At 42.3% G+C, this 15,220-nt stretch carries 16 protein-coding genes; 10 read left to right on the top strand and 6 right to left on the bottom strand.

From position 1 onward, the window contains the following. Window positions 1-99: 99 nt before the first annotated feature. Window positions 100-612 carry a hypothetical protein gene (locus NOS7524_RS02335; protein WP_015136854.1) on the bottom strand — a complete coding sequence of 171 codons (513 nt, stop codon included), beginning with the start codon at window positions 610-612 and terminating at the stop codon, window positions 100-102. 466 nt (window positions 613-1,078) lie between these two features. Between NOS7524_RS02335 and NOS7524_RS02330 the strand changes: the two genes are divergently transcribed. Further along, window positions 1,079-1,534 (top strand): pyridoxamine 5'-phosphate oxidase family protein, encoded by a 456-nt coding sequence (locus tag NOS7524_RS02330; RefSeq protein ID WP_015136853.1) that lies wholly within the window; start codon window positions 1,079-1,081, stop codon window positions 1,532-1,534. Between the two features lie 63 nt (window positions 1,535-1,597). On the opposite strand, the gene aroA is transcribed toward NOS7524_RS02330, so the two are convergent. Continuing rightward, a complete protein-coding gene (gene aroA, locus NOS7524_RS02325; protein ID WP_015136852.1) occupies window positions 1,598-2,947 on the bottom strand; it encodes a 3-phosphoshikimate 1-carboxyvinyltransferase in 1,350 nt (449 codons plus the stop codon). Between the two features lie 397 nt (window positions 2,948-3,344). Here aroA and NOS7524_RS02320 point away from each other — a divergent pair, with 397 nt between their 5' ends. Next, window positions 3,345-3,857, top strand: a complete 513-nt coding sequence (locus NOS7524_RS02320) for a hypothetical protein (RefSeq protein WP_015136851.1) — start codon at window positions 3,345-3,347, stop codon at window positions 3,855-3,857. Between the two features lie 41 nt (window positions 3,858-3,898). Here NOS7524_RS02320 and NOS7524_RS02315 read toward each other — a convergent pair whose 3' ends face one another. Both NOS7524_RS02315 and NOS7524_RS02310 read right to left on the bottom strand, forming a co-directional pair. Then, the gene (locus NOS7524_RS02315) at window positions 3,899-4,480 is read right to left on the bottom strand and encodes a thioredoxin family protein (protein WP_015136850.1); all 582 of its coding nucleotides are present in this window, start codon (window positions 4,478-4,480) and stop codon (window positions 3,899-3,901) included. Between the two features lie 240 nt (window positions 4,481-4,720). Then, the gene (locus NOS7524_RS02310) at window positions 4,721-4,936 is read right to left on the bottom strand and encodes a chlorophyll a/b-binding protein (protein ID WP_015136849.1); all 216 of its coding nucleotides are present in this window, start codon (window positions 4,934-4,936) and stop codon (window positions 4,721-4,723) included. A gap of 219 nt (window positions 4,937-5,155) precedes the next feature. On the opposite strand from NOS7524_RS02310, the gene NOS7524_RS02305 reads away from it, so the two are divergent. From NOS7524_RS02305 to NOS7524_RS02290, 4 genes are all read left to right on the top strand, one after another. Further along, window positions 5,156-6,649 carry a thymidylate synthase gene (locus tag NOS7524_RS02305; RefSeq protein ID WP_015136848.1) on the top strand — a complete coding sequence of 498 codons (1,494 nt, stop codon included), beginning with the start codon at window positions 5,156-5,158 and terminating at the stop codon, window positions 6,647-6,649. 55 nt (window positions 6,650-6,704) lie between these two features. Beyond that, on the top strand, window positions 6,705-7,274 hold the full coding sequence (locus NOS7524_RS02300) for a deoxycytidylate deaminase (RefSeq protein WP_015136847.1): 570 nt from the start codon (window positions 6,705-6,707) through the stop codon (window positions 7,272-7,274). A 16-nt stretch (window positions 7,275-7,290) separates the two neighbouring features. Then, window positions 7,291-8,013: a dCTP deaminase gene (locus tag NOS7524_RS02295; RefSeq protein WP_015136846.1), complete on the top strand. Its 723-nt coding sequence runs from the start codon at window positions 7,291-7,293 to the stop codon at window positions 8,011-8,013. Window positions 8,014-8,099: 86 nt separating this feature from the next. Further along, complete coding sequence (locus NOS7524_RS02290) at window positions 8,100-8,579, top strand: hypothetical protein (protein WP_015136845.1); 480 nt, start codon at window positions 8,100-8,102, stop codon at window positions 8,577-8,579. 170 nt (window positions 8,580-8,749) lie between these two features. Here NOS7524_RS02290 and NOS7524_RS02285 read toward each other — a convergent pair whose 3' ends face one another. After that, a complete protein-coding gene (locus NOS7524_RS02285; RefSeq protein WP_015136844.1) occupies window positions 8,750-9,286 on the bottom strand; it encodes a P-loop NTPase family protein in 537 nt (178 codons plus the stop codon). Between the two features lie 314 nt (window positions 9,287-9,600). Here NOS7524_RS02285 and NOS7524_RS02280 point away from each other — a divergent pair, with 314 nt between their 5' ends. From NOS7524_RS02280 to NOS7524_RS02265, 4 genes are all read left to right on the top strand, one after another. Beyond that, a complete protein-coding gene (locus NOS7524_RS02280) occupies window positions 9,601-10,182 on the top strand; it encodes an adenylate kinase family protein (RefSeq protein ID WP_015136843.1) in 582 nt (193 codons plus the stop codon). Window positions 10,183-10,381: 199 nt separating this feature from the next. Next, window positions 10,382-11,119, top strand: a complete 738-nt coding sequence (gene rph, locus NOS7524_RS02275) for a ribonuclease PH (protein WP_015136842.1) — start codon at window positions 10,382-10,384, stop codon at window positions 11,117-11,119. Between the two features lie 288 nt (window positions 11,120-11,407). After that, window positions 11,408-12,130 carry a 6-phosphogluconolactonase gene (gene pgl, locus NOS7524_RS02270; RefSeq protein WP_015136840.1) on the top strand — a complete coding sequence of 241 codons (723 nt, stop codon included), beginning with the start codon at window positions 11,408-11,410 and terminating at the stop codon, window positions 12,128-12,130. A gap of 287 nt (window positions 12,131-12,417) precedes the next feature. Continuing rightward, the gene (locus NOS7524_RS02265) at window positions 12,418-13,329 is read left to right on the top strand and encodes an FHA domain-containing protein (protein WP_015136839.1); all 912 of its coding nucleotides are present in this window, start codon (window positions 12,418-12,420) and stop codon (window positions 13,327-13,329) included. Window positions 13,330-13,483: 154 nt separating this feature from the next. Here the strand turns inward: NOS7524_RS02265 and NOS7524_RS02260 are convergent, their stop codons facing one another. After that, window positions 13,484-15,214, bottom strand: a complete 1,731-nt coding sequence (locus NOS7524_RS02260; RefSeq protein WP_015136838.1) for an Rqc2 family fibronectin-binding protein — start codon at window positions 15,212-15,214, stop codon at window positions 13,484-13,486. Window positions 15,215-15,220 lie beyond the last annotated feature (6 nt).

Below are 15,220 nucleotides of genomic sequence, written 5' to 3'. Positions count from 1 at the left end.
AAAACAGAGACTACTACTGTTAAGAGTTTCAAAGTAGGAGTCTTAACAATAGTAAAAATAGTCAACCTTTTGACATATTCCTAGCTAATTCTTAACTAGCTAATTTTGAGGTACATTAGAGGTTGGTAATTCCCTAACATTATTAAGTTTTATAAAACTATCAAAGGCACACCAAGCCAAGATATACCAAGGAATATCATTCAGTTTTAGCCCTTGTACCCATAATTGACGAATTGCCAATAAGCCTAATCCCATAGGCACTAGCAATCGTAAATCAGCCACACCATTAGTCATACTTCTGACATCTGCATTCATATCAGATAAGAGGTTAATAACATCATTAGCTACCTCAGATTTACCCTCACTCCCATAAGCTTGCTCTATTTGAATATTGATATATCTAGATGTTTCTCTATGTCCGTTAGAAACATTAGTGTTTACGCCCACAGTAATATCTTCCCAACTCTCAATAACTTCTTTAATTACAGTTTGTACTAGAGGCTGTTTAACAGCATCTGCAACAGGAAGAATTACAGGTGAGAGAACTATTGCTGTCAGAGTCTCGACAATTTCAGGAATATTCACGTCTTGTAATTCCAACATATCTGTCATCTGCACTTCTCCCATCACAGCAGGTTGTCAAGTACAAAGCTTAATTAAATCAATTCCTAATTCCATCAACCTAAAGTTACAGGGCATTTAAAACTTTATAAATAAATCTATGAAACATATATCTAAAGTAATAAATTTCCATTTTAAGTTATCGACTATTGAGAATAATTCACCCTCTAGGCTCACGCAATTAACAATCCAAAATGCTAATTCTAAAAAATAGATTGAAGAAGGCAGGAGGCAGGAGGCAGAGGGCAGAAGGTTTTGTTTAGAAGGGGATTCCGACCCCTCCTAAACAAGAGCCACCAAATTGAAAATTTGGTGGGGGTCTTAAACCCTTGCTCCCTACCCTGCGGGAACCCCTTCGGGGAATGGTCGCGGCAGAGGACAGAGGCCAGTATTCCTTCTGCCTCCTGCCCTCTGCCCTCTGCCTTTCTTGATAAATCCAATTCGCAATTCACAATAAATGACACATTCTACAGTTCAAAACCAAAACATTCAGCAACTGCGAGCATTAATTAAAGACTTGAATTATGGGATGTTAACCACCGTTGATGATGATGGTAGCTTACATAGTCGTCCCATGTTCGTCAATCGCGATATTGACTCTGATGGTACAATTTGGTTCTTTACATCAAGCAGTTCTCATAAAGTAATTGAGATTGAGCATCGTCAGCAAGTAAACGTTAATTTTTCATCACCCGATCAGCAGCGATATATTTCGATTTCTGGTACAGCACAAATAGTCAAAGACCAGAAAAAAATTCAAGAAAAATGGCAACCAGAACTACAAACATGGTTTCCCCAAGGGTTAGATGATCCCAGTATTGCCTTACTTAAAGTCAATATTAATAAAGCCGATTATTGGGAAGAAGAATCTAAATTTCATCCGCAAACAATGGTTTTAGGCAATAGGCAATAGGCAATAGGCAATAGGTAATAGGTAATAGTTATTCTCCCCTGCCCCTCTGCTCCCCTCCTCCGTCTAACCCACAGCCTGTTGCAACGTCGCAGTGAAATTAGGATAAGAAATTGCCGCAGCTTCGGCACGGTGAATTGTCGTGATTCCCGTAGCATTAAGAGCCGCGATCGCTAGACTCATGGCAATGCGATGATCTGTATAACTATCGACATCTGTACCTACTAAGGGAGTACCGCCAATAATTTCCATGCCATCGGGGAGTTCGGTGACTTTTGCGCCGAGTTTATTGAGTTGCTGCGCCATCACCGTAATGCGATCGCTTTCTTTGACTCTTAACTCCTCAGCATCCCGAATCACCGTTTTCCCCTCAGCGAATACCGCCGCCACAGCTAAAATCGGGATTTCATCAATCATTCTTGGCACAATATCACCAGCAATCGTACAACTTCGCAACTTACTAGAGCGCACCCGGACATCTGCCACCGGTTCCCCTGCGACTTCGCGCTGGTTTTCCAATTGGATATCTGCGCCCATCATTTCTAATGCTTCTAAAATCCCCGTGCGTGTGGGATTCACACCGACATTTTCTACTACCAATTCTGAACCAGGGACAATCGCCCCAGCCACTAACCAAAAGGCTGCGGAACTAATATCACCTGGTACAACCACCTTCTGCCCATATAGTTGAGCGGGGCCATTCACGGTAACGCTTTTGGTTTCAGGATCAACGCTGATATCCGCCCCAAAAGCCCTGAGCATCCTTTCACTATGATCACGGGAAACTGCCGGTTCAGTTATCGTAGTTTTCCCCTCAGTGAATAAACCTGCCAGCATGATGCAAGATTTGACTTGGGCTGAGGCGATGGGAGAATGATAGTGAATTGGTTTGAGAACCTGTCCTTGAATCGCCAAAGGTGCTAGAGAATTTCCCTTGCGTCCCCAAATTTGCGCCCCCATCTGTTGCAGAGGTTGTACTACACGGGACATGGGACGCGATCGCAAGGAACTATCCCCAGTGACAGTAAAAAACCGTCCTGGGTGGGATGCCAAAAGTCCCAGCATTAATCTGAGTGTTGTGCCGGAGTTACCAGCATTCAAAACATCTACAGGTTCTTGCAAATTGCCTAAACCAATGCCTTTTACCCGCACCAATTCCGTATTCAGTTCCGAAATTTCTGCACCCATAGCTTGAAAACAGCTAGCAGTGCTGCGGGGATCTTCACCCAAGAGTAGCCCTTGGATTTCCGTTTCACCTTGCGCGATCGCACCTAACATCAACGCCCTATGGGAAATCGATTTATCCCCTGGTATTTGAATACGACCTTGCAAAGATAGCCCAGTCGAGGGACTTTGGATAATTAACTTCTGAGAAAGGTCTGTTTGAGTCTCTAAGGTTATAGCAGCAGCCGACATCACGATACTCTGGTTTTGATGACACTAGAAGCTCGTCAGCGACTTTATTGGACGCTACTGGTTACTTCCTGCCTAGTATCGTATCGCTTTTTGCTCACTAAAATTTACCGACATTTACCGCAACATATCTATTTTTTAGTTATTACTACTTGAATCCGACTGATACAACTGGCACACTAAAGCCAGATTACAGGTAGTTAATGGTAATTATTTATTGTTTTTAACAATGGACTATTGACTATTTTTTATATTTGTTTATTTAGCTTACTTAATAAGCATCTTCAGTTAATATTAATCAGGTTTTACAATGAATTAATCTTTAGTCGCTCAATTTGACCTATTAAACCATCTGGTATTATTTTCATCTCGTTCATAGCTTTTAGCTCCCATTGCTCCCATGCTCACCCATCACCGCAAGCCCGTGTGCTTATCACTTATTTCCACTGATCTACCATTTTGGTCTGTTGTGGAAACTGCCGGAACACTATATCAAAAAGATACTGATAGATTCCATTTGCTTTTAACTGCGCCGCCTTTAATTACTTGCGAGATCACAAGTCCCGATCCTCCAGAAGATACACTTGCCGCACCCAGAAGTAAAGTCTATCCTCCCAGTAGTCCGAGGGTGTTGTGGTTAGAGATTTCTCCTTACCGCATCATTATGACTATGCAAGGTAATGAACAGGTAAGTTACCGCCACTTTTGGGAACAGGGTGTGTATGGCGTAAGCCGATATTGGCTACCCACTGAGTCATTACAACCTAACTATCCTATTCGCCTACGCAACTTTACCAACAGTTTGACTCTGAGCGGACACAAACTACCAGAGCATTTGCGTGTGGAATACGAATTATGGGCTGAACAAGTCCAATTAGGGCGTTATATCCTGAATCTAGAAATTAAACATTAATGATGCCCTTGAGAGACGTTGCAATGCAACGTCTCCAAACATCAACCAAAATAACTAGGTTCGTTCCCTGATTTCCATTTAATATTGCAACCGATGCTAGGCTTTTGTTCTGTAGTGACAGGTTTACCCGCTAAGACTGCATCAATAGCAGCGCGTAAATCTGCACCCGTGACAGGTTTACCATTACTAGGACGGCTATCATCTAATTGTCCTCGATAAACTAGCTGGCGATCGCCATCAAAAACAAAAAAATCAGGCGTACAAGCCGCCGTATAAGCCTTGGCGGTTGCCTGGGTTTCGTCATAGCATAACGGAAACTGCCAACCCAGTGTTGTTGCTAGTTCTTTTAAGGAATCAGGGGCATCATCTGGGTATTTTTGGGCATCATTGGCGCTAATAGCAACGATACCTAAATCACTGGTGAAATAATCTTGTCCTAACTTGGTTAATTCCTCTTGAATGTGTTTTACAAACGGACAATGGCGACAAATAAACATCACCAACAATGCTTTTTGATCAGCAAAAGTAGACAAAGAAATTGTCTTGCCAGATATGACTTCCGGTAGATAAAAATCTGGTGCTTTTGTGCCTAATGCCAACATTGTTGAAGCAGTTAAAACCATAAATCACCCGATATTTTGATTTTCAAAGCAGCTTTTATAGCTGTAGACAAGGCGATTAGGGCATGACTAAAAGCTCAAACTCATTCATGGTATGGATTTTACTATTGCCTATTGCCTATTGCCTTCCGCTATATTATTCAGTCATTGTCAAAATAGCATGAAATTCTCAATCAAAAGAGAGACAGGAAATTCCCATCTCTCTTTTGTTAAGCCTAATTTTACAAAAATTGAATTTTTCTTTTACAGGCTGGCTAACACACCAAAAATGCCATGTCCTGTAAACACTTCTAGTGCGATGAGAGAGATAAAGCCAATCATTGCTAAACGGCCGTTGATGAGTTCTGCGTAGGGGGTAAAACCAGTGCGATCGCCTTGCTCATCTACATATACTTTTGGCTCAATCGCAAAATTGTTTAGTTTACCTTGATCATCAACGATGGAAGCATTTGTACGCATAAAATTTTTTCCAGTTATTTTTTATTCTTTAAGAACTGTAACAAATATATGAACATTTGTAAAGTATATGAATCTTTCTAAAGTCTTAACTTTGATTAGATACAGCCATAACCCCACCTTGGATTCTGTATTAAACTTTTCTAAAGCATCTCCTCGACTAGCTACTGTCGAAGTGATATGTTAACCTAGCCAGTTTTTTCAAACCTTAGCCAAACAACTATGACACTAGCGGGTAAGGCAACCCAATTCGAGTACAAAGCACTGTACAAGCCGAATCAACTGATTTACGGCAACGGACAAACAGCAGTGATTACAGGATGGACAGTCAAGCAGGCGATCGCCAAACACCTACAACCCCAAGAGTACGCTGTAATTGGGCAACTGTACTCTCCTACACGAGGTATCAACTTACTCATCCGAAATTTACTGTGGAATCCTCATGTCCGACACTTAGTTGTTCTTAACGCCACTAAGGAAGATAAAAACGCGGGTGCGGGAGAATGTTTACTAGACTTTTTCCGTCATGGATTTGAAGAGGGTGTATGTGACACTGGCTTACGTTGCTGGATAATTCGTTCGACTATTCCTGGTTACATTGATCTGGAAGTTGAAGCTAATGCCTTGGAAGAACTACGACGGTCAATAAAGTATAGTGAAGCAAAATCCATACCTGAAGCTGTTAGTTTCGCTAAATCCTATGCTCAACAAGAAACAGTAGCTGCGTGGAGTATACCGTTAGAATTTCCCATCTCTACTCTTGAACCAACAGTTTTACCAGGGCCAAGATACGGACACAGAATTGAAGGTAAAACCATAGCGGAAACTTGGGTAAAAATTATTCATCGAATTAAGACAACAGGAACAATTCGTCCTACTGGCTATGATGGACAATGGCAAGAATTAATTGATTTAATGGCAGTAGTGACTGATGAGCCTACTGATTTTTACTTCCCTGAACCTAATTATTTGCCAATTGATCGCAGTTTTCTAGAAGAATATATTTCTCAAATTTTAGATGATGCACCATACAGGGAAGGATTGAAATATACTTATGGTCAACGTTTACGTTCCTGGTTTGGACGTGACCAAATTGATCAAGTTATCAATAAATTAATTGGGGAAATTGACGCGGCTAGTGCAGTCATGAGTCTTTGGGATGTAAAAGACCATGAGAAAGGCGGTAGCCCCTGTCTGAATCACATTTGGTTAAGAGTTGTTGATAACGAATTATCACTAACAGCCACATTAAGAAGTAATGATATGTTTGCTGCTTGGCCTGCAAACGCAATGGGACTTAGGGCTTTGCAACAACACGTTAGAGATAAAATTGCTGAACGTTCTGAATATAACTTAAAGATGGGGCCACTGATCACAATGAGCCAGTCGGCTCATATATATGATGACACTTGGGAAAATGCTGATAGGCTAATTGCTAATCAATACGGTGTAATACTTAAGCAGCGTAACTATGATGATCCTTCAGGTAACTTTTTAATCGAAGTCGATGAGAAGGAGATTGTAGTTACTCAAACAACTCCTGGTAGTGGTGAGATTGTTAAATCTTATCGAGGGAAAAACCCTCTCAACCTACTGAGGGACATTTGTGCTGCATCTCCAGCCATTCAGCCTGAACATACAGGTTACTTGGGGATAGAACTGCAAAAGGCGAGTCAATGTATTAAAATTGGCAAGCCTTATGTTCAGGATCAGTAAACAAAAAAAGACTGTAATTCACATAGATATAGCTGGTAATTGAAATTGATAAATCATGCAAGATATTTCCTTAAATGATGAACACTCTCAAAGACCAACATGGGATGAATACTTTCTAATGTTGGCTAAACTCGCTGCCACCCGCTCAACTTGTTTAGCATTTCCAGTAGGTGCTGTGATTGTTAAAAATAAGCAAGTAGTGGCAACTGGTTATAATGGTTCACCATCTGGTTCTGCTCACTGTACTTCTCAAGGATACTGTTATCCTGGTTTGAGCAGTTGTGATGCTAGCAAAACTTTACCATCAAGGGCTGTACACGCTGAAGCAAACGCGATCGCACAAGCCGCCAAGCATGGTATATCTACAGATGGCGCAAGCATTTATGTCACATTAGAACCTTGTTTGTCTTGTTTAAAATTAATTATCTCCGCAGGTATTAAAGAAGTGTTTTATGAAACTTCCTTTAATAGTGGAGAGAAAGCCGTGGTCAGAGATTCTTTTGTGAATGAAGGTTTAGTCTTTCTTCAGCAAGTTAAGCTTTCTGAAGCTACAGCACAAAAAGCAGCATCATTTCTATTATTTTCTACATCTGTTGTTAGTTGTGACATTTTAAATAAATTTTAAACCTACATATTTATATATGCTCAGTGATACAGATATTAAACAACAAATAGAAGAAAGAAAAAATAATTCAGCTAAGGGAATCTTGATAGATCCATTTGAAGAAAAATACTTAACTCCTGTTGGGTATGATTTGAGAGTTGGAACCAAGGGATTCTCGTGGAAAAAGAAGTGTGAAATTGATATAGAAAAAGAGAGAGGTATAGAAATTGAACCCAACGATACAGTAATTATTGAAACTTTAGAATCAGTTAGTCTCTCTAAAGAAGTAGGTGCTACTATACACGCAATGGTTTCAAAAGCTGTTCTTTATGGTTTATCTCATATTTCGACAACTATAGATCCAGGATGGACAGGGAAACTATTAATTTCGGTTAGTAATTATCGAGATAGTTCTGTAATGCTTCGTTTTAGGGATTCTTTCTGTACAGTTTGCTTTTATCAGATGGAATCTGAATCAATAGCAACTCTTGGAAGACCTGTTGATAGAGATGATATATGGGAAAGATTACTAGAGATAGCCAAGGAAGAAAGAGATAGACAAATAAAGGAGATACAGATAAAAAAAGGAAAAGAAAAAGCAGAAGATAGAATTCGTATTGGCTTAATGGTGGCTTTTATCTTACTAGCATCATTTATTGGTCTTCAAATTTCTTTTAAAGATGCTGCCTTGGGTGCATCATTAGCTGCTTTTCTTGCTGTTGTTAGCCCCAGTATCATCGAACTATTAAAACCAAAATAAATATTATCTGATTTTTAATAAAAATTATACAAAAATATCATTCATAATTAGTAGTATGTCTTTGCTAATGGTAACTAATCAATGACATGAATGAATCAAGAACGCGTGTATATGTGTCTGGCGCGTTAACAGGAATTAATAATTTAGATTCTGTTAAAGAATTCTATGTGACTATTGGTTTACTTTCTGAGAAAATGGGATTTCAGACTTATATTCCTCATCTCAAAACTGACCCCATACAACATCCTGATATTAGTCCTTGCACAGTTTTTGAGACTGACAAGCACCAAGTCACTGAATCTGATCTAGTGATTGCCTATATTGGCTATGCTTCACTGGGTGTGGGCATGGAGCTAGCTTATGCGGAAACATACGCTATCCCGATTATCCTGCTCTATGAAAAAGATAAGGTAATATCGAGATTTCCTCGTGGTATACCTACTGTTTTTTCTGAAATTGCTTTCACAGACTATAAAGATGCTTTAGCTCAACTAGAAATTGTTTTAAAAAAGTGGAGACAACAGCACATCAAGCAATCCTCTTCAGTGCCATTCTCCTCCACTTAAAAATATTATTTTCAACTAATCCAGCACTTACACAGGTGTCACACTCAACCTATCTTGTAGGGTGCGTCAGATGCCAAAAATCTTTTGAGAATAACGAAAAACTCAAATCTGACGCACACTACGAATGTACCAGTTGCGTAAGTCCTATCATCAATTTAAAGTTGTACAGCTTAAGGTCGATGACTACGACGAATCTCTGTAATTTGATCTGCGATGTCGAGGAGAGATGGCGGCATTTCGGGGCCTGTGAGAATGATATCGATATGGGGAGGGCGTTTGGCTAGAAATGCTAAAACCTCAGTTTCCGCAATCAAACCAAAGTTAATTGCCAAACTTAACTCATCTAAAACTACAAGGGAATATTTACCCTCATTTACTACCTGTTGTGTATACTGCCACAATCTTTGTAAAGCTTGGTTTTCAGCTTCATCTAAGTGTGGTGTATCAATACAACGAGGCAAATCACAGCGAATCCAATCTAAATTCTGCCCCAACTGAATTGGGTGATCTTGTCCTTGATTTATGCCACCTTTGAGAAACTGCACTAACAACACTGATGTACCTTGACCGGCAATTCTGAGTGCTTCCCCCATCACGCTGGTAAAGAAATTACGGTGGGAACTGGTAAAAACCTGCACTAGCCCTTCAAGAGGATGTGGTAAGCTGAGGGTCGAATTTGCACTGGGTGTTTCTAACTGGGCAACCATAGGATAAATTTCAAAAAATCACAATAAATTAAATAGAATTTGCAGAGATTCCCTGTAGAAAATCTACCTGTATAATCAATCTGTTTTTGCTCAGGATCATGGGTCTGGCAATCTGCTCTATAAGTCAAACACTAGGTTTGCTCTGAAGTCAAGGGTAGTGGGGATTAGAGAGTAGGGACTGGGAAAAAGTTCTTCTCCCCTACACCCTTGCACCCCTACCCCCCTACCCCCTTGTGAAATGTTAGATTTCCTTGGAGGTTGGGCAAAACAAACTTATTATGTTGTGAATGTTACTCGTTGAGGAGTGAATAGTTGTGAGATTAGTGATTTTAGGAGGTTCGGGATCAGGGAAAAGTACGCAAGCCCAAAGGCTTTGTAGTTACTTTGAAGTCCCCCAAATTTCTACGGGTGAGATTTTGCGGGAAGCGATATCTGGCGAGTCGCTTGACGGGGTTTACGCTAACCTGGGTGAACTAGGTCGTTATGCCAAGCCATACGTGTCTAGGGGGGAATTAGTCCCAGATGAAATGATTATTGATCTCATTCGCTCGCGTCTGACAAAACCTGATGTTAACTGTGGCTGGATTTTAGAGGGTTATCCCCGTACTGCTTTCCAAGCTGAAGAATTAGATTTTTTGCTGGATGAGTTGGGACAGAAGTTAGATTGGGCAATTTATTTACAAGTCCCAGAGGCGGTAATGGTGAGTCGTTCTCTAGGGCGTTCTTTACCCGATGATCAACCTGAAATTGTCCAACGCCGAGTAGAAGTCTTCTATGACCGCACGATTCCCATCCTAGAGTATTATGACCGTCGTCGCCGCCTATTGACAATCAACGGCGATCAATCACCAGAATTGGTGCTGCAAAATATTCTCACCTTACTTTCAGTACCTTAATTAAATCTTGTTTTAGTTATCCTAAAGTTTTCTTTGCGGGCTACTGTATATTTCACAATAAACCTTATACTTTTATTTCAGTCTTTTTACTTTGTCTTCAGCTTGAGATGCTGACCCTACGATACAGCACTGAAATAAGTTGCGATACTAAAGTAACTTTAAGACAGTATTTCATCATTCAAATTTTGAGGCAGCCCTAATGGTTTGGCAGCGTCCCGATGGTCGAAAACCCTACGAACTCCGCCCTGTCACCTTTCAACCTGAATTTACCCGCTTTGCCCCTGGTTCGGTGCTGGCAATCTGTGGTGAGACAAAGGTGCTTTGTACTGTTAGCGTTGCTGAAGGAGTCCCCAAGTTTTTGCTAGGAACTGGCAAAGGTTGGTTAACTGCTGAGTATCGGATGCTACCTTCTGCTACACAACAGCGTCAGGAACGAGAATTAATGAAATTATCTGGCAGGACACAGGAAATTCAGCGTTTGATTGGGCGTAGCTTAAGGGCAGCAATTGATTTTGAGGCCTTGGGAGAAAGAACTTTAACCGTCGATGCGGATGTATTGCAAGCTGATGCAGGGACAAGAACAGCTGCGATTACAGGCGGGTTTGTGGCTTTAGCTCATGCGATCGCTAAATTAATGCAGCAAGGAGTTTTAGAGCGATCGCCTCTGTGTGGACAAATAGCAGCCATTTCTGTAGGTTTATTAGAACAAGAACCATATTTAGATTTGAACTATATAGAAGATGTTGCTGCCACAGTAGACTTTAACGTTGTCATGAATCAAAACCTAGGCATCATCGAAATTCAAGGTACAGCAGAAGAAGGCAGTTTTACTCGTACTCAATTAAATCAACTCCTAGATTACGCCGAAAAAGGCATTCAACAATTATTAATCGCCCAGCAGGAAGCAATCCCCGATTGGGAGACTTTGTTGTTATGAGGGAGTAGGGAGATGGGGGAGATGGGGGAGATAGGGGAGCAGAGGAGCAGAGGAGCAGAGGAGCAGGGGAGAACAAGAATAATTTTTTACCCAGTCCCCAATCCCCAATCCCCAATCCCCCATTAGTACCATCGACTACGGACAACTCACCATAGAAGGTGATAAGCATGAGTTGACTTGATTTATGCTCACCTTCTTCCTGTTGTTAAAAGTTTCAAAATTTAAACAGGAGAGTTGTCATAAGTTCGATATGGTATTGCTGGAAGCCGGTAATGTGATGATAAAGCCATGAATAAAACGGTTGAAGTCCTACCGGATCAATCAGCGTTAGTTGCGCGATCGCTGGATTTGATCCTGACCAAGTTAGATACTGCCATTAAACAGCAGGGACGATTTACTATTGCCTTATCTGGCGGTAGCACACCTAAGCCGTTGTATGAAGCGATCGCCCAGCAAAAGTTACCTTGGGATAAGATTCATGTGTTCTGGGGTGATGAGCGTTATGTTCCCCCAGATCATCCCGATAGTAATGAATTGATGGCGCGGCGTGCATGGCTAGATCGTGTTGATATCCCCGCCGCCAATATTCACGCTGTACCCACATTAGATAATGATCCGGTGGTATCAGCTAATAAGTACGAACAGCACCTGCAAGCATTCTTTCAGTCAAAACCGAAAGAGTTTCCCGCTTTGGATGTGGTACTGCTAGGGATGGGTGATGATGCCCATACTGCATCTTTGTTTCCCCACACAGACGCTTTAAAAGTTCGCGATCGCTTGATTACTGTGGGTAACAAAGACAGCAACCCCCGCATAACCTTCACGTACCCATTCATTAATGCGGCTCGCAGTGTCATGTTTATCGTCGCTGGTGCTAACAAAATACCAGCTCTAGCTCAAGTATTTGCCCCTGTAGCGGATAACTTCACCTACCCATCCCGCCTAATTCAACCCCAAGGGGAACTGTGGTGGCTACTTGATGCCGCCGCAGGTGCGGAACTCTCAGCTTAATTTTCTCTTCACGAGTAATTGTTAAAATCGGAAGCTAGAGTTACTCCCTTGTAGAACTACTTATGTCTAACGACAAGCACAAGGGATGAGCAGTTGCCTGTATAGGGAAACCCATCCTCCCAACTCTTCGCTGTCTTGAAAGTGTTGAGTGCTGAGTAGGGAGTAGGGAGTAGGGAGAAGAACTTTTGCCCAATACCCAGTCCCCAATACCCAGTCCCCAATCCCCCTTTCATCCCTGTGCTTGCCACAACTATTTTTAGGATGCTCTTGAACAAAGGCTTAAATCAATGATCGTCTGCCCTAATTGCAATCACCCCAACCCAGACGGCGCTGTCCAATGCGAAGCTTGTTACACGCCGTTACCAGCTACTACTAATTGTCCCAATTGTGGCGCAACTGTACAGTCAGATGCTGCTTTTTGTGGCCAATGTGGTTTTAACCTCCACTCAGCCGTTGCACCTGCGGCTGCTACTGCCGTTGCCACCGTTGCACCTGATGTCCCTGTGGAAGTTCCATCCTTAGTAAATCCCGACCCAATTTTAGAACTATTACAACCCAATGCTTTAGGCATTGATCCAGCAGCAGCGCCCTTACCCCCTACAGTAGTGGCACAATCAGCCGCAGCACCTCCACCCCCAGTAGCACCTGCTCCCATAGCAGTAGAAGCACCTGCACCAGTACCGGCACCCGCACCTGCACCCGCACCAGTAGCAGAAGCATCTGCACCCGCACCCGCACCAGTAGAAGCACCCGCACCAGAACCAGTGCAAGCAGTAGAAGCACCCGCACCAGAACCTGCACCGGCACCAGAACCCCCACCAGCACCACAACCTATTGCAGCACCATCACCTGCCAGAACTCAATTACAGCAGATTACAGCGCGATTAGTTCACGTCCAAAGTGATAGAGAAATTGAATTGCCGCCAAGTCTGTCTGTAATTCACATTGGCAAGCCCAATGACCGCATTCCTCCAGATATAGACGTTTCAGGATTTTCCAATTCTGAAATTGTGTCACGGGTACACGCAGATATTCGCGTTGAGGGAGACGCTCATTATATAGAAGATGTGGGCAGTTCTAATGGCACTTACATTAACAATTTGCCCTTATTACCAGGTAACAGACACCGCCTCAGACCAGGCGATCGCATCAGTCTTGGTAAAGGAGATTTGGTAACGTTCCTCTTTAAACTGGCTTAGGGAATTGGGGATTGGGGACTGGGGACTGGGGACTGGGTACTGAGTAAAAAATTATTCTTGTTCTCCCCCGCTCCTCTGTTCCCCCATCTCCCTCATCTCCCCTCACTCCCACCCTGCGGGAAACTGACGCTACATCTCCCCCACTCCCCACTCCCTATTCCCCACTCCCATTAACCATTTGTGGTTTTCCCCAAATAATCCGCTCTTGCTTATAAATAGCAATTCCAGGTTTAGCACCTTTGGGTTTATAAACATACTTGGGTTCGGTGTAAACTACTGGTACTTGCTCACTCTGACGAGCGCGACTGTAGTAAGCAGCCAGATTAGCGACAAATTGCAAATCATTAGCTTCGGGAACAGCACCGGGTTCTAAACGCAATAACACATGGCTACCAGGAATTTCTTGAGCATGGAACCATAAATCATAATCTCCCGCTACCCGAAAGGTTAACTGGTCATTCTGGCGATTATTACGACCAATTAAAACTTGAAAGCCGTTAGGTGTAGAGTAGTGATGAAAGTTTGTACTAGGCGTTTCATTCACGCTACGACGATAATCTAATTCTTCTAAATATTTTTGCCCAATTAATTCGTCACGGATTTCTTCTAGGGCTTGTAAATCTTCTGCTGCTTGGTAGTTTTCTATTTGCGAAAGAGCTGCTTCTACTTGCTCTAAGTAATCAATTTCTGTCTGCACTTCTTCTAATAATGGCTCAACGGCTGTACGCGCCCGTTTGAGTTTTTGGTGTTGCTTATAAAGGTTCTGGGCGTTCTGCACAGCATTTTTGTCTGGTTGCAGGGCGATCGCTACTGGTTCACCTGTCTCAAAATCCGGTATGGTAATTTCTGTCATTCCCGGTTCCCATGTTTGCAAGTGAGCCATCAATAAATCAGCTTTTTGACGATACTCATCTGCTTGATCGGATTGTTGTAAGCGATCGCTGAAAGTCTGAGCTTTATTTCGCAATTTCGTTAAGATATTACTCAATTTCTGCGTCAGTTGATGGCGCAATTGGGCAAATATCTGCTGATTGAATTGCCCAGTATAATATTCATTGATTAATGTTTGAATATCTTTGGCTGGTGCAACTACACCCCAACCCATAACTGTATATCCCTGTTTCGTCCACCCTGGCTGAAAATTTTTCTGTTCTAATGCTTGTAGCCATTCTTGCCAGCGTGTAAATAATCTTTGCCAGTCTTCAAAAGTCAAAGTATCGGTGCTGGTGTCTGGTGCTATATTCGCCGCCAGCAACATAGACTCTACTAAAGCCGCACTTAAGCCACTATAACTTTTAAGTAATTGCCGCTTCATCGCACCTGGAACTAAACTCACCCGTTCTTGCCAACGTGCTGGAGATTCATTCCCACTAGGCACAGGGCCAGTCAGTTTTGGTGGTGTTTCATAAGGTTGTCCAGTTTGGATAGGGCGCACACTCGACTGTTGCTGACTCACTTGGTGAGCAGCCGTAATAATCTGATTACTTCCATCAGTGAGGATGACATTGCTGTATTTGCCCATAATCTCAATGTAGAGATGATAAAGCGCAGCCTCTCCAGGACGACGGGCAAATTGTAAATCTATCACTCGTTCCCAGGGTGCGATCGCCTCAATTGCCACCAAGGCTAATCCTCCCAACTGGTGTATTAATTGCTGACTAAAAGTAAAAGTATCGGGTGTGCGTGGTGGTGGATTACCTATACAAATGTGTGCAGCTTGAGGATGCCAAGAAATCTCTAGCCAACCTCTTTGTTTCAAGGTACGTAATGCGATCGCAATAGTGTAGCGATCGCGCTGATAAACTTGTTCTAAGCGTGATGGTATCCATTCAACACGCAGTTCGCTACAAGTAGCTGTGAGGGTGGTAAAATCTACTGGTTGCACAACGAT

Origin of the sequence: Nostoc sp. PCC 7524 (genome assembly GCF_000316645.1) — a bacterium.
Taxonomy (GTDB): Bacteria; Cyanobacteriota; Cyanobacteriia; order Cyanobacteriales; family Nostocaceae; genus Trichormus.
Note: the sequence above shows the minus strand (reverse complement) of the source record. Positions and strands in the feature narration are given on the sequence as shown.

What these genes read in the sequence shown, in the direction of transcription:
- NOS7524_RS02290 (WP_015136845.1), top strand. Translation starts at nt 8,100, where the DNA reads ATGAATGAATCAAGAACGCGTGTATATGTGTCTGGCGCGTTAACAGGA.
- pgl (WP_015136840.1), top strand. Translation starts at nt 11,408, where the DNA reads ATGAATAAAACGGTTGAAGTCCTACCGGATCAATCAGCGTTAGTTGCG.
- aroA (WP_015136852.1), bottom strand. Translation starts at nt 2,947, where the DNA reads ATGTCGGCTGCTGCTATAACCTTAGAGACTCAAACAGACCTTTCTCAG.
- NOS7524_RS02300 (WP_015136847.1), top strand. Translation starts at nt 6,705, where the DNA reads ATGCAAGATATTTCCTTAAATGATGAACACTCTCAAAGACCAACATGG.
- NOS7524_RS02315 (WP_015136850.1), bottom strand. Translation starts at nt 4,480, where the DNA reads ATGGTTTTAACTGCTTCAACAATGTTGGCATTAGGCACAAAAGCACCA.
- NOS7524_RS02285 (WP_015136844.1), bottom strand. Translation starts at nt 9,286, where the DNA reads ATGGTTGCCCAGTTAGAAACACCCAGTGCAAATTCGACCCTCAGCTTA.
- NOS7524_RS02335 (WP_015136854.1), bottom strand. Translation starts at nt 612, where the DNA reads ATGACAGATATGTTGGAATTACAAGACGTGAATATTCCTGAAATTGTC.
- NOS7524_RS02310 (WP_015136849.1), bottom strand. Translation starts at nt 4,936, where the DNA reads ATGCGTACAAATGCTTCCATCGTTGATGATCAAGGTAAACTAAACAAT.
- NOS7524_RS02320 (WP_015136851.1), top strand. Translation starts at nt 3,345, where the DNA reads ATGCTCACCCATCACCGCAAGCCCGTGTGCTTATCACTTATTTCCACT.
- rph (WP_015136842.1), top strand. Translation starts at nt 10,382, where the DNA reads ATGGTTTGGCAGCGTCCCGATGGTCGAAAACCCTACGAACTCCGCCCT.
- NOS7524_RS02305 (WP_015136848.1), top strand. Translation starts at nt 5,156, where the DNA reads ATGACACTAGCGGGTAAGGCAACCCAATTCGAGTACAAAGCACTGTAC.
- NOS7524_RS02295 (WP_015136846.1), top strand. Translation starts at nt 7,291, where the DNA reads ATGCTCAGTGATACAGATATTAAACAACAAATAGAAGAAAGAAAAAAT.
- NOS7524_RS02330 (WP_015136853.1), top strand. Translation starts at nt 1,079, where the DNA reads ATGACACATTCTACAGTTCAAAACCAAAACATTCAGCAACTGCGAGCA.
- NOS7524_RS02265 (WP_015136839.1), top strand. Translation starts at nt 12,418, where the DNA reads ATGATCGTCTGCCCTAATTGCAATCACCCCAACCCAGACGGCGCTGTC.